This is a genomic window from Kastovskya adunca (assembly GCF_059505785.1).
Genome location: NZ_JCACLG010000013.1, coordinates 42,487 through 61,361, shown reverse-complemented (window position 1 = coordinate 61,361; position 18,875 = coordinate 42,487). Strand labels below are relative to the sequence as shown.

17 protein-coding genes and 1 pseudogene are annotated in these 18,875 nt (G+C 47.6%); 6 read left to right on the top strand and 12 right to left on the bottom strand.

What is annotated here, in order from left to right; genetic code table 11:
* Positions 1–84: 84 nt before the first annotated feature.
* The 7 genes and pseudogenes from AC5JR3_RS04030 to AC5JR3_RS04000 form a co-directional block, all read right to left on the bottom strand.
* On the bottom strand, positions 85–1,065 hold the full coding sequence (locus tag AC5JR3_RS04030; RefSeq protein WP_495843275.1) for an aldo/keto reductase: 981 nt from the start codon (positions 1,063–1,065) through the stop codon (positions 85–87).
* 192 nt (positions 1,066–1,257) lie between these two features.
* Positions 1,258–1,635, bottom strand: coding sequence for a MerR family transcriptional regulator (locus AC5JR3_RS04025; protein ID WP_495843273.1), 378 nt, complete (start codon positions 1,633–1,635; stop codon positions 1,258–1,260).
* A gap of 71 nt (positions 1,636–1,706) precedes the next feature.
* Positions 1,707–2,933, bottom strand: coding sequence for an acetate kinase (locus AC5JR3_RS04020; protein WP_495843271.1), 1,227 nt, complete (start codon positions 2,931–2,933; stop codon positions 1,707–1,709).
* A 512-nt stretch (positions 2,934–3,445) separates the two neighbouring features.
* On the bottom strand, positions 3,446–5,878 hold the full coding sequence (locus tag AC5JR3_RS04015) for a phosphoketolase family protein (protein WP_495843268.1): 2,433 nt from the start codon (positions 5,876–5,878) through the stop codon (positions 3,446–3,448).
* Between the two features lie 52 nt (positions 5,879–5,930).
* Positions 5,931–6,101: pseudogene (locus tag AC5JR3_RS04010) on the bottom strand (alternative oxidase); the annotation flags it as partial.
* Between the two features lie 362 nt (positions 6,102–6,463).
* The gene (locus tag AC5JR3_RS04005; RefSeq protein WP_495843266.1) at positions 6,464–6,952 is read right to left on the bottom strand and encodes an acyl-CoA thioesterase; all 489 of its coding nucleotides are present in this window, start codon (positions 6,950–6,952) and stop codon (positions 6,464–6,466) included.
* 153 nt (positions 6,953–7,105) lie between these two features.
* Complete coding sequence (locus AC5JR3_RS04000) at positions 7,106–8,575, bottom strand: hypothetical protein (protein WP_495843263.1); 1,470 nt, start codon at positions 8,573–8,575, stop codon at positions 7,106–7,108.
* 584 nt (positions 8,576–9,159) lie between these two features.
* Between AC5JR3_RS04000 and msrP the strand changes: the two genes are divergently transcribed.
* The 5 genes from msrP to AC5JR3_RS03975 all read left to right on the top strand — a co-directional run bounded on the left by msrP (position 9,160) and on the right by AC5JR3_RS03975 (position 13,705).
* On the top strand, positions 9,160–10,143 hold the full coding sequence (msrP, locus tag AC5JR3_RS03995; protein WP_495843260.1) for a protein-methionine-sulfoxide reductase catalytic subunit MsrP: 984 nt from the start codon (positions 9,160–9,162) through the stop codon (positions 10,141–10,143).
* Positions 10,144–10,181: 38 nt separating this feature from the next.
* Positions 10,182–10,361, top strand: a complete 180-nt coding sequence (locus AC5JR3_RS03990) for a MarC family protein (protein WP_495843324.1) — start codon at positions 10,182–10,184, stop codon at positions 10,359–10,361.
* Positions 10,362–10,444: 83 nt separating this feature from the next.
* On the top strand, positions 10,445–11,566 hold the full coding sequence (locus AC5JR3_RS03985) for a tetratricopeptide repeat protein (protein ID WP_495843258.1): 1,122 nt from the start codon (positions 10,445–10,447) through the stop codon (positions 11,564–11,566).
* The gene (locus tag AC5JR3_RS03980) at positions 11,559–12,059 is read left to right on the top strand and encodes a PIN domain-containing protein (protein WP_495843256.1); all 501 of its coding nucleotides are present in this window, start codon (positions 11,559–11,561) and stop codon (positions 12,057–12,059) included. Before AC5JR3_RS03985 ends, AC5JR3_RS03980 begins: the two co-directional genes overlap by 8 nt.
* Positions 12,060–12,178: 119 nt before the next feature.
* Entirely contained in the window at positions 12,179–13,705 is a 1,527-nt protein-coding gene (locus AC5JR3_RS03975) for a carboxypeptidase M32 (RefSeq protein WP_495843254.1), read from the top strand.
* 162 nt (positions 13,706–13,867) lie between these two features.
* On the opposite strand, the gene blaOXA is transcribed toward AC5JR3_RS03975, so the two are convergent.
* Positions 13,868–14,746, bottom strand: a complete 879-nt coding sequence (blaOXA, locus tag AC5JR3_RS03970; protein WP_495843252.1) for a class D beta-lactamase — start codon at positions 14,744–14,746, stop codon at positions 13,868–13,870.
* A 127-nt stretch (positions 14,747–14,873) separates the two neighbouring features.
* Positions 14,874–15,029, bottom strand: coding sequence for a hypothetical protein (locus AC5JR3_RS03965; protein WP_495843250.1), 156 nt, complete (start codon positions 15,027–15,029; stop codon positions 14,874–14,876).
* 187 nt (positions 15,030–15,216) lie between these two features.
* Between AC5JR3_RS03965 and AC5JR3_RS03960 the strand changes: the two genes are divergently transcribed.
* Entirely contained in the window at positions 15,217–17,637 is a 2,421-nt protein-coding gene (locus tag AC5JR3_RS03960; protein ID WP_495843248.1) for a sucrose synthase, read from the top strand.
* A gap of 71 nt (positions 17,638–17,708) precedes the next feature.
* Here AC5JR3_RS03960 and AC5JR3_RS03955 read toward each other — a convergent pair whose 3' ends face one another.
* From AC5JR3_RS03955 to AC5JR3_RS03945, 3 genes are all read right to left on the bottom strand, one after another.
* Complete coding sequence (locus AC5JR3_RS03955) at positions 17,709–18,044, bottom strand: DUF3140 domain-containing protein (protein ID WP_495843246.1); 336 nt, start codon at positions 18,042–18,044, stop codon at positions 17,709–17,711.
* 34 nt (positions 18,045–18,078) lie between these two features.
* Complete coding sequence (locus tag AC5JR3_RS03950) at positions 18,079–18,207, bottom strand: hypothetical protein (RefSeq protein WP_495843245.1); 129 nt, start codon at positions 18,205–18,207, stop codon at positions 18,079–18,081.
* A 73-nt stretch (positions 18,208–18,280) separates the two neighbouring features.
* Complete coding sequence (locus AC5JR3_RS03945; RefSeq protein WP_495843243.1) at positions 18,281–18,832, bottom strand: DUF1499 domain-containing protein; 552 nt, start codon at positions 18,830–18,832, stop codon at positions 18,281–18,283.
* Positions 18,833–18,875: the final 43 nt, after the last annotated feature.

The following is an 18,875-nucleotide window of genomic DNA, read 5'->3' as shown; positions in this document are numbered from 1 at the left end:
TGGTAGGCACTTCCCACCACAACACTAGGAGAAATTACGTAAATTGTGTACCTAATTACCCTCTGGCTACAGCTTTCTGTTCGCCTAACGATTTACAGTACTCATGTCGGGGTAGCGATTACCCGCAGCAATGCTTTTAGGTGCCGCCTCGTCAATGCGATCGCATTCGGCTGGAGTTAAGCTGATGTCTGTCGCTGCAACATTCTCTTCCAGATAAGAGCGGCGCTTGGTTCCGGGAATCGGTACGATGTCCTCTCCCTGAGCAAGCAACCAGGCGATCGCCAATTGCCCTGGGGTGACACCCTTCTCAGCCGCAATTTCCTTAACTCGCTCAACAACTTGGAGGTTCTTGTCAAAGTTTTCGCCTTGGAACCTCGGCATATTCCGGCGGTAGTCATCATCAGCAAAATCATCCGGGCTAGCAATCTTTCCGGAGAGAAACCCCCGTCCTAGGGGGCTATAAGGCACGAAGCCAATCCCCAACTCGCGGACAGTGGGTAGAATCTCGTCTTCTGGATCGCGGCTCCAGAGGGAGTATTCTGTCTGCAAAGCGGTAATCGGGTGGGCTGCATGGGCGCGGCGAATCGTGGCGGGAGCGGCTTCAGAGAGACCGATGTAGCGAACCTTGCCTTGCTGTACTAACTCTGCCATTGCACCAATAGTGTCTTCAATCGGCACCTTAGGATCGACGCGGTGCAGGTAGTACAGGTCAATGTAGTCAATCCCCAACCGTTGCAACGAAGCATCACACGCCTGATGGACATACTCAGGACTGCCGTTGATACCGCGAAAACTGCTGTCTTCGCCGCGTTCGATGCCAAATTTCGTTGCCAATATAACGCGATCACGACGGTCTTTAATTGCTTTACCAACCAGACGTTCATTCGCGCCAGAGCCATACATATCGGCGGTATCAAGAAAAGTCACTCCCAGTTCTAAAGCGCGGTGAATGGTAGCAATAGACTCCGCCTCATCACCCGTACCGTAGAACTCGGACATTCCCATACATCCCAGCCCCAGTTCTGAAACAGTCAGTCCTTGGTTTCCGAGTTTGCGAGTTTTCATTTTTATCTCCTTTTTAGTAGGCTTCTTGCATGAATTGGAATCACCCCCCTTAATCCCGCCTTGGTAAGGGAAGGGTTGGGGAAGGGTCTTCTGGATTTGTGCAAGAGGTTTAGTCAACTCAATTGTTGTTAATCGCGGTCATGATCTGAATTTATTAACCTTGACGTTAACGTTAATTTAGCCTGAAAAAAATTACTGGTTGCCAACTTGATCGATGTATTCCTCTATCCGAGCGATATTCGCTTGCAGCTCTGAGCGAAACTGCGTTAGGGCTTCCACCTTTTCATCAGTCTCCTTAAGATGGCTGTAGAGGATTTTCAGCAGTTTTTGCTTACCTTTCAACATCGTTGGCTCCTCAAAGAAGAGGTCAAGGATACTGCCAATCTCTTCCAGGCTCAGTCCGAGGGATTGGAGGGCATCGATCTTGCGAAGTTTGGCGAGTTCTGCCTCGCTGTAGTACCGAAAGCCTTTTCCCTCGCGCTCACTGGGACTGATTAGCCCCAGTTTTTCGTAATATCGAACTGTTCGAGGAGTTACACCAGCTTTGTGGGCCAGCTCTCCTATCCGCATTCTTTCAGACAACTTATCCAGGCAAATTAACGTTAACGTTAAAGTTAACTTATCGACTTTTCGAGTTTATGTCAAGGGCGATCGCGTTGAATTAGCTTCCAACATTCTTGAGCGATCGCCCAATCTTCTTGAGTATGTACAACCAAGATAGGAATCGCTGAATCGGCTGTTGCGATATCCGTATCGTCTTCTGAAACCGCCTGATTTTTCTCGGTGTCGAGTTTCATGCCCAAAAATTCAAACGCTTCGCAGGCGGCGGCGCGTACAGGTGCTTGATGTTCCCCCACACCACCTGTGAAGATTAGGGCATCCAAACCACCCAGTGAGGCAAGCATGGCACCGATATGCGATCGCAGTCGGTGAATATAAACATCACAGGCGAGTTGCGCTCTTTCGTGACCCTCTTCTATCGGCTTCTTGAGGTAACGCAAATCGCCACTGATGCCGGAAAGTCCTTTTAACCCAGACTGTTCGTTGAGGATTTCATTCAGCGTCTCGGCATCCTTACCCTGCCGCATCAGTTGAATCAAGATACCGGGATCTACAGAACCAGAGCGAGTTCCCATCATCAACCCTTCTAGGGGAGTGTAGCCCATTGTCGTGTCTATAGAAATACCGTCGCGAATGGCGGCGAGGGAGCAACCATTACCCAGGTGACAGGTAATTAGCCGCAAAGATGCCAACTCTTTCCCCAACAACTGCGCGGCGCGGGTTGCCACGTACTGATGGCTGATGCCGTGGAAGCCGTAGCGGCGAATGCCTTGCTCAAGCCACTCATAGGGGCCAGGATAAACGGCGGCGGCTTGCGGAAGTTGGGAATGAAATGCCGTGTCAAAGACAGCAACTTGCGGGATGGCTTCTCCCAAAATTTGCTCGATTGCTTCAATACCTTCTAGATTAACGGGGTTATGTTCGGGGGCAAGGGCGATTAAATCTTCAATTTTTACCTTGACTTCCGGAGTTATAAATGTTGCTTCCTGGTATTCCTCACCGCCGTGAACGACTCGATGTCCGACGATGTCGATGTCGCCGAGTTGAGTTATGACTTGGGTGCTGCCGCGCCAGAGGGTGTTGAGCATGTAAGCGATCGCTTTTGGTCGCTCGTCGATAGGGAGTTCTTCTTCCAGTGTTATCCCTTGGGCTGTTTCTACTTTCAAAACTCCAGTGTCTGACTTTCCTTTCCAGTCAATTTTGGCTTCCCATAGTGGTGCTAGGGGGGAATCAGGTAAGTTATTATTGATGTCGTACAAGCAGCTCTTTTGACTACTAGAACCTGCATTTAAAACTAATATTTTCATGGTTTCAAAACGTTAATGATTGAGCTTAGTTATTTTCACCAATATAAAATGCTTTTGAAAGTGTAGAATATTTCATAAAAAGTCTAACTTACTTAGTTAAATTATTAACGAACCACAGAGGCACAGAGAACGCAGAGGAGGTTTAAGAGAGTAAGAAAGAAGAGAAATATCTCGCAATTTATTTAGGCTGTTATAGCTTTTAGAAGATTCTAATTTGAAGAACATAAGCTTACTATAGCAATTCTAAATATTTTATGAAAAACTCTCTATAACTCTCTTTATTTTACGTCTTTGCGGTTCGCTTAAAGAAAATCTCACTAATTAAATGGAATTGCTACATAATGTTTTTTAATTTGAGCGTAATGTTTGCATTTGGGACACTTTGATTGGTCTTTTCAATAAAGAAGTTTTCAACACTGTTATTTTAACTTTTACATTTGTTAGTTGAGCGAATTTATTTGTAGAGGAGCAATAAAAAAGGCACGGGACATCCTGTGCCTTTATCTGTTCATCTAGCACCACTGCCAATTACTAATTTCTGGTGGATCTTCACCATGTTCTCGAATGTAGCGCCCGTGATCGACGAGGATATATTCGTAGTGATGAATCCGCTCATTGGCGCGTGCTGCGACGTAGGGATTGTAGGCGGCTGCCTGTCGAATCGCCTGCATAATCAAGTGATAGCGACTGGTGCCGTTGCGGACTTGCATGTCAAAGGAAGTGGTGGTGTTACCTTCTTCGCGGTAGCCGTTCAGGTGAAACCGATGGAGGTTAGGACGCCCATAGATTAGCTGTTTGATTATCGAGGTGTAGCCGTGGAAGTTGATAATCGCGGGCTTATCTTTAGTGAAGAGGGCTTCAAATATCTCTTGATCTAAGCCATGAGGATGCTCTGAGTCTTCTTCTAGAATCATTAAGTCAGTGACATTCACCACGCGCACCCGCAGTTCTGGCATTTCGGTGCGTAGAATATGGGCGGCGGCTAGTACCTCCACAGTTGGGACGTCACCAATCCCTACTAGCACGACATCCGGGTTGACGCCGTTATCAGTGCTTGCCCATTGCCAGACGGAAGCCCCGGCGCGACAGTGAGCGATCGCTTCTTCCATCGACAACCACTGAGGCATGGGATTTTTGTTGGCAATCACCAAGTTCACATAGCCTGTACTTTTTAGGCAATGATTCATGGTGCTGATCAGGCAGTTGGCATCGGGGGGAAGATAAACCCGTGCAAATTCTGCTTCCTGGCCGAGGACGCTATTGATAAAGCTGGGGTTTTGGTGGGAAAAACCGTTATGTTCCTGTCGCCACAGGGTTGAGCTTTCTAGGTAGTTTAGAGACGATACGGGCGGACGCCAAGAAATCTCTTCGGAAAACTTGATGAACTTGGCATACTGATCCATCATCGTCGTGATAATCCCCAAAAATGCCTCATAGGAGGGGAACATACCGTGACGACCCGTGAGGATATAACCTTGTAGCCAAGCCTGACAGGTATGTTCGCTCAAGATTTCTAAGACCTGTCCGCCTTCTGGGCCAATATGCTCGTCGTAGGGACTAATCGGCCACTCGTAGGTGCGTTGGGTAGCTTCGAGGACTTCCGTCAGTTTGTTGGATTCCAACTCGTCGGGGCTAAAGATGCGGAAGTTGTGGGGATTATGTTCCACAACACCCCGTAGGTACTTCGCCAAAGATTCAGTGTTGCCAACGTTGTTGCCCCCTCTAGTACAAACTTCGGGCGTCTCCTCTCGCTCTACTAGCACTTGGTAGTCAAAAATGCTTGGTAAATCGAGAGGTTTGCGGAGACGTCCGCCAAAGGTGTGGGGATTGCAACCCATGCGGCGATCGCCTTTTGGACATTGCTCTAAAATCTCATTAATCGGTTGCCCATTTTCAGTGAAGAGTTCTTCAACATGGTAAGAGCGCAGCCACTCTTCTAAAAGTCGCAGTTCGTTGGGATCGCTCCTAACATTTTTAGCGGGGACTTGGTGGGAGCGGAAGGAACCCTCAATCGGGACGCCGTGCATTTCCTTAATCCCTGTCCATCCTTTGAGCGATCGCAAAATCAACATTGGCCAACGCGGCTGAAGAATCCGTTCTCCCGACCGGGCTGCTTGTTGAATGCGACAAATTTCTTGATACGCCCAATCCATTGAGGCATAGATATCTGCCTCTAAATCCTCCTCTTCTACAATCCGCACCTGATAGCCGTAGCCCGTAAACAGATGCAGCAGCTCCTCATCACTCATCGTGCCGTAGATGGTGGGGCTAGAAATCTTGTAGCCGTTCAGATGCAAAATCGGCAGCACCGCACCGGATTTGGCAGGGTCAATAAACTTATAGCTATGCCACGCCGTAGCGGTGGGGCCCGTTTCCGCTTCCCCATCCCCAACAATACAAGCCACAACCAAGTCTGGGTTATCCATCACCGCCCCAAAGGACGTGGCAAGAGCATAGCCCAGTTCGCCGCCTTCGTGGATTGTACCGGGAATGCCGGGGTAAAGGTGCGAGGGGAAGCCCCCAGGCCAGGAAAATCGCTTGATGAAGTTGTAAAGTCCTGCTTGGTCGAAGGTTAGTTCTGGGTAAAACTCTTGCAGAGAGCCTTCCAGATATAGGTTCGCCAGATTTGCAGGTGCGCCATGTCCCGGCCCTGTTATCAGGAACATATCAATGTCATAGCGGCGGATCAGGCGGTTGAGATGGGCGTAAACCAGGTTAATGCCGGGACAAGTGCCCCAGTGACCTAAAAGCCGTTCCTTGATGTGTTCCGGTTTGAGGGGTTCTCTCAGGAGAACGTTGTCCTTGAGATAAATTTGAGCAGCCGCTAAGTAATTGGTGACGCGGCGATAGCGGGAGAGTGCTTCAAGTTCCGCACGATGATTTTCCCGGACTTGTGCCACAGAAATCTCAGGGACAGAGACTTGACGTATGGGTGTTGTTGTCATCGGAATTTACCTGAATGAACAATAAACACAGCAAGGTGGCGAAGTGCGATTATTAGCTGCTGAGAGCTTCCATATCTTTCGCCTCTGTACTAGTAATCACCACCTCAGCTTCAATGCTATGGGGACTTTTGAATGTGGTTTGAGCAGTGGGTTGCTGACAAGCCACCATTGTTTTGACATGCTCGGCTTCGTCGTCGCGAATGTTTACAAACACATCATATAAACCGTATTAATCACAAAAATCAGCACAGCGAAAAGCAATTTAATCATTAGGAAAGTTTCGATTAGGTTAAGGATCAACCTTTATTTGCCTTGCTTTTAAGTACCTTGCATTCCACTCGATCCTTCGCCAAAATCGTTACTTCCCCAACCCTATATTTACCAAAATTAAAAAATTGTGCGCTGTTTTGCTTAAAGATTTGCTTAAAAAGAAATTTAAGCCTCCAGCTTACAAACAACAGATTGCTAGAACTGCTAGGAAGATAGTTAACAATAAAAATTGAAACATCTATATTTAGAGTGGTCTCATTTCAGACGTCCGCGAGTATTTATTTAAATGATGTATTTTAGATGCACGGCAACTGATCAGGTAGAAAGCTTCACCAGCGCATCTTTCACCTGGGAGGGAAGCTGACGCAAAATCTTTCCCTTCTCGCGGTCAACAGCGACTAAGGTAACCTGTCCTGTTACGTGCAGTTCCTGTGCATCTAATGACCGAATCTGGTAATCCCAGTTGATGCGAACTCCTTCCATCTCTGTCATCCGCGTCCGTACTAGTGCTGCCATCCCCATCCGCACCGGACGGTGATAGCGTAGCGACAGCTCAACAACAGGCAAATCGCATCCCAAGGCAACTAAATCTGCAAAGTCGATACCAATGGAACGCAAGCATTCTACCCGTGCTTCTTCCATCCAGGCGATGTAGGTGCCATGCCAGACGATACCCGCATAATCTGTGTGATGGGGTTGTGCGCGTACAGGGTACTCAAACCAGTTTTCTGTTCGTGCCGTCAACGAGTGGCTTTGAATAGCGCCAATGGGCGGCAGTTCAGGAGGGTGTTTTTCTTCTGACATATTGCTGATTTAAATCAATATATAAAGTAGACGCTCAGATTCTACCTCTAGCAGAAGCGCGATCGCATCCCTATTGCTCGCTACTGTTTGCCACATCCCAAAAGCTGGCGCGAGATCAGATCATTATCAAAAAACGGGTAAAACTGCATCATCTCATCGCCGCACTTCCGGTGAGGGAGGATTGACCGTAGATGTTCCTAATCCAGAAGAGACTTTCTTTGGCACCATCGCTTCTCCCATCAGTTGAGCTACCTCTTCCATCGTTGTCTCTGGGTCTTCCTTTGTCGCTCTAATCACATAATTTAGCTTCACTTCTTCTAGAAAATCCGAAAGTAATGATTGCAGTTCCTGCAAGGTTTCTCCATCTCGCAATTCCAGACGCAAAGCCTCACTAAAATTTTTCGTCAGATCCTCAAAAATCTTCCTCCCTTTTTCATCAGAATAAGAAGATGCCAGAACGCCAACAGACGCTTGGGCAAGGCTAGTAGCAAGTTGTTCTATGACATCTCCTGATGCGTTTGCAATTCCTGGGATTCTTTGTAGCGTTCGATAAAGGTCAGATTGCCGGAACGCCTCTTCTAGAGAGTGATGCATCAGTGCTTCCAGGTTCGGCTGTACCTTTGGCAACACTTTATAAATAGTTAATTGCAGAAGGCGGTCAGTAACCACTTCTACTTCATTAACCTCGTTAACCGTTAAATAATCTCTTGGATAAAGTAAAGCTTGTGCAACTCTGCCTGTTTCTAAAGAGTCTTGTGCTTGGTTAATTAATCGCACGGCTACAAAGGTAGAAACTCTATCCGCCAGCAGCGTTGAAGGTTCGTGGATAATTTGCGCCAATACCCGCTCTAAATTCAGCAATCCTGCCTGATACAGACGCACCACCACAGGCAAAACCCGCAACCCACGCCAAAACGGGAGAAACAGAAAAACGTCGTACCAGCGTCGCCACATGGCATCAAACCAGGTGACACCCGAATGCCGCAGACTCACAAAAAAGCTTCGCACCAAAAACTCAATGGCGAAAAAGCTCACAAAGAAGATATCAATACGCCAAAATTCGTCGATGAACCGTCCATAATCATCCACTGAACGGTAATAGTTCGTGGCAATCAACGGGCGAATCTGATGGTCAAAGAAACTCAGTTCCTGCACCCAGTCAGAAGTCAGCAGATACTCAGCACTCCAGAATCTTTCAAAGGCGGCGCGGGCGGTTTCTGTTCCCAGATGGTGGCGCATCAGCCGCTGAATCGTAGCAAAGGTGCCAAACTTCGCCGCGACTAAGAAGGGATTTTCATCCATCATCGCCTCACTGTCTTCGCGCAATTCGGCAAGTATCGCTTCTGTAGCCGGAGCTTCGACTCCTACTTGCGTCAACTGACGTTCTAAAACATCAACCGTCTCTAGGTATTCTTCGGTGACTGGGTTGGGTTCAATCCCTTTAATCGGGTCAACTACTCTCACCACTCCTGGCAATTCCTGTAGATAGAGATCCCGCAAGGGAACGTAGCTGAGACTAAACAGCACTAACACTAAATTGACGACGGCAATCAGAGCAATCAGTTTTTCCCACCAGGGACGAGAGCGACGGGAGGTGACGCTCGTAGCGTTGATATCCTGCATCGTTAATCTACACTTGCACCATATCGGGGTTATTTATTCTTTATGATCCAATGTACCCCTACAAAACTAATCACACCTAGGTAGAAGAAGAGACAATTCCGATTCTTCAGAGTTTGAGAATAGAGAGGGCAAAGGGGGAAATATTTGCAAAAAAACCGAGAGTTTACCAACCTCTGATGGCGGTGATAGTAGCCCTCTTCTGTCACTCTCCGGTTTTTCGTAGGATTAGTAATTCCCAAAGACAAGGTATGCTGAGCCATGCAGGGGTTGGCGATCACATTTTGACCAATTTCGTATCTCCAAGAATTTCTACTCAGAAAAAATTGCGCGATCGCTTGCTCCGTCTACACTCTAGGATTCAGAAAACGCAAGGCTTTTCGGAAAGTGACAGAAGAGGGGTAGAGGCGATCGCTTTTGCTCCCTCTGCATTCATCTCTTGATACCAAAACAGTAAACCCGGAAACCCCTAGAAACATCGGTAAAATCAGTAACAGACGGGCAACGTTGATGTGATGCTCAAACCTCCTCCATCCCTTGCTCTCACTAACCTTTAACCAAAGCTGTAAACAAGCCTTTTCCCTGCTATGTCGATTATTCGCGTGCCCAAACCTTGGGAAATACCAGAGAGAGAAGCTACACCCGAAGCCGTCTATTTCAATCGGCGTCGCTTCCTCAAAACTCTAGTCGGTGCCAGTATTGGAGCTAGCCTCTTGCCGCTAGTGGGTTGCGAGAAAACGACCCAGCCCAATCAAGCACTAGCCGCAACGCTGGACAAAAAAACTTTAGATGCGGCGGTGAATCTCAACTTTGCTAGCGTTGACCGACCAATGACGGATATAGACTTGGCGGGACAGTACAACAATTTCTATGAGTTTGGCGGCACTAAGTCAATCTGGCGCAATGCTCAAGCCTTACCGACAGAAGACTGGAAGCTAGAAGTAACAGGTTTGGTGAAAAACCCCCGCATCTACGACCTCGACGACCTGAGAACCAAGTTTCCCCTAGAAGAGCGCATCTATCGCTTCCGCTGCGTGGAAGCGTGGTCGATGGTGATTCCCTGGATTGGCTTCCCGATGCAAGCGCTGATTAAAGCTGTAGAGCCAACATCTCAGGCAAAATTTGTGCGCTTTACCTCCTTCTACGACCCGCAGATTACCACGGGGCCAACTTTTCACGTCGGTTCTCTGCCGTGGCCCTATACCGAAGGGATGCGGATTGAGGAAATGGTAAACGATTTGGCATTTTTTGCCTTGGGTAACTACGGTCACATCCTACCCAAGCAGCACGGTGCGCCGATTCGTGCGGTTTTGCCCTGGAAGTATGGCTTTAAAGGGGCAAAGTCTATTGTCAAAGTTGAGTTTGTCGAGACTCAGCCAGCAACATTTTGGAACACGATAGACGCCCATGAATACGACTTTGAGGCAAATGTGAATCCCAGTAAGCCTCACCCTCGTTGGTCGCAAGCGACAGAGAAGTTCATCAGCAAGGGGCCGGGTTTGAAGTGGGAAAAACGCCCAACCCTTCCTTACAACGGTTATGGAGAATACGTGGCAAGTTTGTACGTTTAGTGGTAGAAATTTTCAGATGCTAGCGCTTCAGCTCCCCGATTTCTAAAAGCCGGGGATCTCGCCTTCACGAATCATTTAGGATTTGGTTAGGAGAAACTGGAATTAGAGCAATTAGCCGAATTTTAGGATTATTTATTTTGGCGATCGCGGTGCAATTAATTCTTAATGGCGTGGCGGATTGGCTGAGGACTTTGGAGGTACTAAACAACGGCGGGTAAGGGAAGGTTAGGATTTAGGGAAGAGTGAAAGAAGCAGGCAGTATAGTTTGCTTTTGGTACAACTCACATGGAAGGCATAACCAATGAGAACAGGTAAATTAGGATGCCGGGAAGATGTAATTGCTAGTCTCGAAAAGCTCCTGGAAATCAAACCCGACAAAGATGATGCTCTCTACAACGAGGGCAATAAGCTGTTTAGGTTGGAGCAATATGAAGAGGCGATCGCTCTTTATGATCAAGCCCTAAAAATTCAACCAGACTTCTCCGAAGCCTGGTACAACCGAGGCGAGGCGTTGTTTTACTTGGGACGATTCGAGGAAGCGATCGCCTCTTATGACCAAGCCCTGCAATTCCAACCCGATGACCCCGCTACCTGGAACAACCGGGGCATTGCGCTAGGTAATTTGGGACGATTCGAGGAAGCGATCGCCTCTTATGACCAAGCCCTGCAATTCCAACCCGATAACCCCGATGCCTGGTACAACCGAGGCAATGCCCTAGATGAGTTGGGACGATTCGAGGAAGTGATCGCCTCTTATGACCAAGCCCTGCAATTCCAACCCGATAAAAACGAAGCCTGGAACAACCGGGGCATTGCCCTAGATAAGTTGGGACGATTAGAAGAAGCGATCGCCTCTTATGACCAAGTCCTGCAAATCAAACCTGATCTTTACCAAGCCTGGTACAACCGGGGCGTGGCGTTAGGTAATTTGGGACGATGGGAGGAAGCGATCGCCAGCTTCGACCAAGCATTGCAATTCCAACCCGGCTACTACGAAGCCTGGAACAACCGGGGCGTGGCGTTAGGTAATTTGGGACGATGGGAGGAAGCGATCACCTCTTATGACCAAGCACTGCAATTCCAACCCGACCTTTACCAATCCTGGTACAACAAAGCTTGCTGTTATGCTTTGCAGGCAAATATTGAGCAGGCAATCGAGAATTTGCAACAAGCGATCGATTTAGATCCTGAAGAATCCTTACGGATGGCAAAAACTAATTCAGATTTTGACAAGATTCGAGACTCTGAACCGTTTCGAGCTATGGTAGTCAAACTGTTTGAAATGAAGCGTATATCTTCAGGCATGGCAGCGCAGCTATTAGGTACAGATAGAGTTTCTTTCCTGCTGAACTTACATTGTTATGGTGCAGCCATGATTGACCTCGAAGAAGAGGAACTCCTATCCGATCTAGAGAATGCCTGAGTCTGAAAGAATCGTCATTGATAGTGCGCCACTTATTTCTCTTGTTGCTGCCCTAGGCGATCTAGAAGTCTTAAACTTTCTATACTCTCAGGTATTAGTTCCCTTTGAAGTTTGCAAAGAAATACTAGCAGGAGGTTCCAGTGGTTTTGCTGTCGCTGAATTTGAGGCAGCGAGTTGGTTGAAAAAAAGATCGAGTCCTTTAGAAATTACGCCCACTCTTCTCAATTCTCTAGATCGAGGCGAGGCGGCGGTAATTCAATTGGCAATAAACGAAGGCATCCAAACAGTCTGCATTGATGAAACAGTAGGCAGGCGGGTTGCCAAATTGAGCGGTCTTTCGCTCACAGGTTCTATCGGTATTTTGCTACGTGCCAAGCGAGAAGGGCACCCCGTCTTGATGCAGCAAGCAATCGAGCGGATGAGAAATCAGGGCATTCGCTTAAGTGAAAAGGTCGTGAAGTTTGCCTTAGAACAGGCTGATGAGAACCGTTAGCGAATCGCTATCAGTGCGTCAGTTGCGATCGCTTCGCCAAGAATCAGAAACAAAGACTGAGTTCATCCTCGCTCCTGTGCGCCACACTAGAGGAAAAGAGCAGCAAAAGATACTCAAGAATGCAAACCGTAGAGAAAACTCATCCAAAGCTTCAAGAACTCAAAACCAGCCTGCTGGAAATCAACAACATTGAATCTGCCGCATCCGTGCTGTATTGGGATCAGGCAACTTACATGCCTCCCAGTGGTGCCGCCGCCAGGGGGCGACAGATGGCAACCCTGCACCAAATTGCCCACGAAAAGTTTATTGACCCCACCATTGGGCAACTACTGGAAGACTTGCGCGACTACGAAGCCAGCTTACCAGCCGAGTCTGACGCAGCCAGCCTGATTCGCGTCAGCCGCCACGAGTACGAACGAGCCGTGCGAGTACCAGGAAATTTTGTGACGAAATTCTCCACCCATCGCAGCGAGTGCTATGGTGCCTGGGCAGAGGCACGCAGCGAAAACAACTTTGCTACCGTACAACCTTATTTAGAAAAGACCCTCGAACTGAGCCGGGAAATGGCAAACTTTTTCCCTGGTTACGAGCATATTGCCGATCCGCTGATTGATGAGGTGGACTACGGCATGAAGGCGTCGGCGTTGCGGGAGTTGTTTGCCCAGTTGCGACAAAAATTAGTCCCCATTGTCGAAGCCATCACAGCCCAACCGCCAGCCGATGATTCTTGCTTGCACCAAACCTTCTCGGAAGCGCAGCAGCTAGCCTTTAGCCTGAAAGTAATTGAGCAACTGGGCTATGACTTCCAGCGAGGACGGCAAGACAAAACCTTGCACCCCTTCATGACCAACTTCTCTATCAATGACGTTCGCATCACCACCCGCGTCTATGAGAATGACCTCAGTCAAGCCCTGTTCAGCACGATTCACGAAACAGGACACGCCTTCTACGAGCAAGGCATCAACCCAGAGTACGAAGGTACACCTTTAGCTACTGGTACCTCAATGGGTTTGCATGAAAGTCAATCGCGCCTGTGGGAAAACATGGTAGGGCGGAGTCGAGGATTCTGGCACTACTTCTATCCCCAACTGCAAAGCACCTTCCCCACGCAACTGGCTGACGTTCCTTTAGAGACGTTTTATCGCGCCATTAATAAAGTTGGGCGTTCTTTGATACGCACTGATGCGGACGAAGTGACGTACAATCTCCACGTCATGATTCGCTTCGATCTAGAACTACAACTGCTAGAAGGTAGCTTGGAGGTTCGCGACCTTCCCGATGCCTGGAATGAACGTTACCGTTCTGACCTGGGAATTGTCCCTCCGAGTGATGACATTGGGGTTTTGCAGGATGTCCACTGGTACACCGCAACAATCGGCGGCATGTTTCAGTGCTACACCTTGGGTAACTTGATCAGCGCTCAGATTTTTGACGCCGCTCTCAGCGCCCGTCCCCAAATTCCCCAGCAAATTGAGCAGGGCAATTTTACGACTTTGCATGATTGGCTAAAATCCCAAATTTATCAGCATGGGCGCAAATATACTGCCCCAGAGCTGATAGAGCGCGTGACGGGTAGCTCTTTGAGTATTGATCCGTTCGTTTGCTATATCGAAAACAAATATGGAGAGCTTTACCAGTACAGTTAGTCTTTTGTTGCTTGCTGTCTGGTAAAGAATCGGGCAGATAGGGCAGTAGGGGTACGGCAGCATTGACAGTTTGGAGAAAGAGGTTGATTGAGGAGTGATACCGTACCCTTACTAGTAGACTTCTGCCGAAGCTAGGTGGCGATTTTCTTGATTACTCTCTGTTCAAAGCAATCCTAAGGCTGTCAAGCTGCGTCGAGTCAGTTCAATGCGTTTGGCAGCAGTAGAGACGTCCTGCATCTCAATGTTTGTGGCGAAGAAATAGACTTGATCATTCTGTTCTAGGTATCCTACAAACCAGCCGACGTTGTTGACCCAGCCTGTCTTTCCGCGCAGTACATAGTCTGGCGTTCGCTCGACAATCATGATGTCTTTAACCAAATCCAACGTGCGTTGAGAGAAAGGCAAGTCTCCTCGCTCCAGCCGTTGCAGGAATTCAATTTCTTGCCGGGGTGTAATTTGCAGGGATTTTCCTAACCAAAACTGATCGATCTCTTCCTCTGTACCAATTTGACGGTTTCCATAGCCCACTTGATTGATGAAGCCTTGCATTCGTTCATGCCCGATCTTTCGTGCCAAGACCTGATAAAACCAAACCGTTGAATTCTTAAAGGCTTGGCGCAGATTTGTATCCTGATTCCACACTGGAATTTCACGCTTAATACCGTCCCAGGTTAGAACCGCGACATCATCCTGAATGACTCCGGTTTCTAAGGCGACAAGAGCATTGAAAATCTTGAAAGTTGAAGCGGGCGGGAATGCCGTTGAGTTTCGAGAGGGATTATGCTCGTAAACCCGGTCGTTATTTTGGTCATAAATCAAAATCGAGCCGACAACGTCAAGTTCTCGAAAAGACTGCCCTAAGTCAATGTCTTGAGCAACTTTTGTCGTGGTAGGGACAACCTGGGGCTTCGAGGAAATTGAAACAGGCTGAGCGACCTGAGAGTGAGAGCGTGCAGGAGCGAAACTACCAATCGTGAGCAGCGCGACTAAGCTACTCACAATGATCCAGATTGCTAGAGGCAGTGCTTTAATTTGGTTCATTGTGATTTCTTCTCACCTTTGTGAGTTTTGAACCGTTGATTATACACTTGCTGAAGTTGCCATTCCAGACACGCTCTCCAAAGCTTAGGGACGTGCGAGCGGTTTTTGGTGCAGCGCTTCAGACTGTCTACGGTAACAAACGTTTCACTTTTACATCGCTGTATTCAATGGACTCAAAGCACAACAACGGCTCGCTACTGATGCTGATTTGCTGTTCATTTGGCTCAAGTATTGTGGACATCGCCCGTACACCGCCCATGACATTCATTTCCAGAATGCTCATCCATTCCTGAGCAAAGATGTCTACTCTAAAACCCGCTATTGAAAATCTATAACTCTCTAATCCCCCTAAAGGCTGAGTGTTTAGCCCTTAATCAAAGGCTAATCTACCTCCAGAATCAGGTATTCTGGACAGTTTCATATAACCTAAAGCTGATACTGTCGTTAAGTTTAGTTCCTTGGGAGACGCCATGTCTAAGTTAATTGAAAATATTGTAAATAGTAATGAGAAAACTGCCCTACGCCAGTTTGTGAGCCAGTTGCGTGCCTCAGAAAAGCAGTATTTACTACGAAATGACATTCTTACTGCTTTTTCTACCTATTGCCGTGAAAATCAAAAACCGGATGACTTTTTTCTCTCGTCTAACCTAGGGCAACTAATTGAATACACTCAAGAAATCATTCTTGAGGAGGAGAGTCTTTGTCTGATTATTCGACCAAAGATTGCTTATCAAGAAGTCTTCCGGGTGCTAGAAGAAGATTTAAGCATTGAGCGGATAACGACGCAGGAACTGTTAGATGTACGCGATCGCCTAGTTAAGCGTTTCTCTCCCAACGAAGGGGATGTCCTGGAGCTGGACTTTCAGCCGTTCTACGACTATTCCCCTACCATTCGCGATGCCAAAAATATTGGTAAAGGAGTTCGCTTTCTCAACCGTTTCTTATCCAGTAAGCTCTTTCAAGACCCTCGGAAGTGGCTGGAGTTTCTGTATAACTTCCTGAGCCTTCATAGTTTTAACGGCATGCAGTTGCTGATCAATGGACGGATTAAAGACCAGCAACAACTCTCTAATCAAGTCAAACAGGCGTTGAAGTTCGTCAACAGTCGCCCAGACAATGAGCCTTATGATGAATTTCGCTACAAACTCCAAGACATGGGCTTTGAACCGGGCTGGGGGAACACAGCCAGTCGCGTGCGGGAAACCCTAGAGATTTTTGACGAACTCGTTGACTCTCCCAACGATGAGGTGCTCGAAAAGTTTATCTCCCGCATCCCGATGATCTTTCGGATCGTCCTGGTTTCAATTCACGGTTGGTTTGGACAGGAAGGGGTTTTAGGGCGTCCTGATACTGGCGGTCAGGTTGTTTATGTCCTCGACCAAGCACGCAGCCTAGAAAAGCAGTTGCAAGAGGACATTGAATTGGCGGGATTAGAGGGATTGGGAGTAGAACCCAAGGTAATTATCCTCAGCCGATTGATTCCCAATAGTGATGGTACCCTTTGTAATCAGCGTTTAGAGAAAGTTCACGGCACGGAGAATGCCTGGATTTTGCGCGTACCGTTCCGGGAATTTAATCCCAACATGACCCAGAACTGGATTTCTCGTTTTGAAATCTGGCCCTATCTGGAAACCTATGCCCTTGATGCGGAAAAAGAACTGCTAGCTGAATTCCAAGGTGTTCCGGACTTAATTGTTGGGAATTACACCGATGGAAATTTAGTTGCCTTTCTGCTATCGCGGCGCTTAAAGGTGACGCAATGTAACGTCGCTCACGCTCTAGAGAAGTCAAAATATCTCTTTAGTAACCTTTACTGGCAAGAACTAGAGGAGAAGTATCACTTCTCACTGCAATTCACTGCTGACTTGATTGCGATGAATGCCGCCAACTTTGTGATCAGCAGTACCTATCAAGAAATTGTTGGTACTCCCGATAGTATTGGTCAGTACGAGTCTTATCAGTGTTTCACGATGCCGGAGCTGTACCACGTTGTCAATGGGATTGAGCTATTTTCGCCCAAGTTCAATGTAGTACCGCCGGGAGTAAATGAGAATGTCTACTTCCCCTATACGCGGGAAGACCGGATACCGAGCGATCGCGATCGCATTGACCAGCTCCTCTTCACCGCCGAAGACCCGGAACACATATTTGGCAAACTCGATGACCCGAGCAAGCGTCCCTTATTCTCCATGGCGCGTCTTGACCGGGTTAAGAACCTAACAGGTTTGGCAGAATGCTATGGTCGCAGTCCGGAACTGCAAGAGCGCTGCAACTTGATTTTAGTTGCAGGTAAACTGCGGATTGAAGAATCTGGTGATAACGAAGAAAAAGAGGAAATCGTCAAACTCTATCACCTGATTGATGAATACAACCTCCACGGCAAGATTCGCTGGCTAGGCGTCCGCCTACCTAAAAGCGATTCCGGTGAGATTTATCGCGTCATTGCTGACCGTCAAGGGATCTTCGTCCAACCTGCGCTCTTTGAAGCCTTCGGTTTGACTATTTTGGAAGCAATGATTTCTGGTCTGCCCACCTTGGCTACCGAATTTGGTGGCCCTCTGGAGATTATTCAAGACAAAGTCAACGGTTTTTTGATCAACCCGACTCACTTAGAAGAAACGGCGGAGAAGATTCTGGAATTTGTCTCCAAATGCGACCAAAATCCTAAATATTGGCAAGAAATTTCTAGCAAGGGAATTGATCGAGTTTACACTACCTACACCTGGAAAATCCACACGACTCGCCTGCTATCACTATCGCGGATTTATGGCTTCTGGAACTACGCCTCGAAAGAAAACCGCGAGGACATCCTGCGCTATATCGAAGCATTGTTCTATCTCATCTATAAGCCACGGGCAAAACAGTTGTTAGAGGAACACACGCATCGGTAATGTGGGAAGGGAAGTTATGAGTTTTGAGTTTAAACAAACTTAGTACTCAACACTCATAACGTTCTCAATTTCTACTTCAAAGGATCGTGTCCCCAGTTCATTAACGAGTAGCGCCAGCGAGTATCTTCTACATCACCGGAGGGTCGCTGGGCGCTGTGTCGGTGGACGTAGCTAACAACTTTCTTCATATGGGCAAGGTCGTCGTCGGTATAGTCGGATTTATTTGTTTCTAGAAGCTTGATGATTCTTCGTCCGGAGGCGTGACCGATAGACTCGTCATCATCATCGTCTTTTTGACCGACTGATTTCGACTTCTCTGTTTTTAACCAAGACTCCAGTTGTTTGGGAGTCATATTAACGGCTTCTTTAAATTCGTCGATAACCGCGCGATCGCTTTTGTTACTCATTTTTTCAGACTTTTACCAATTTCTCACTGTCACATTATGTAAGCGGTTTAACGCGGGGCAATCGGTCAAATTGCAGATTGGACGTTGAGCCTGTTTTGGGCAGAAATCTTTCTTGGGTGAGGTGCGCTGTTGCCTGCTGAATTCCTACGCGATCGCTCTTCATCCCCTGCAAAAGCTCACTGGTTTGGCTAATTTTTAACTGTTTTACCTCTGTAGAGGCGTTGTCGGCAACGTCTCTACAACTTGTAGTTAGATGTACTAGCTGGCTGAGTTTGGGCTTGATTTAATAGCGATCGCATTTTCTCAATCCTCTGGCGATTGACTCCCAAATCCGACTCTCCCAAGCGGGAAGCAGAACGGACGTGAATCACATTTTCCGCCTTATCTAAATAAAATTCGACATCATCCACAAATCCCAGTAACTGACTGGTGAACTCCGCGTCAAGATAATTGTCGGTTTTCGTGATGATTTTAGTTCTCTCCAGATTTTTAATCACTGACTTGAGGTCGTTGAATGCTACCTCTGGAGTGGAGGTATAGGTAAGCGGCTCAATTTTATGTTCGCTGTCTTTAGCGAAGCTGCTGACACAGTTGGGCGTACTAGGACAAGGCGCAAGTTGCCCGGATTGAATCCCCAGATTAGTCGGGGCGACGCCAGAAAAAGACGCAAGGCTTCCAGAAAGAGCCAGCTTTGCCCCAATCAGCAGTACCGCAGCAAATAGCAACGAGAGGAAGAGAAACAGCACACTCTTAAGTGCTGAGTTTGACTTCATTTCCAGGGCTGGCATAAGTTTTATCTCACGGTGTCACTGCATTCAGTATTGAGCCACT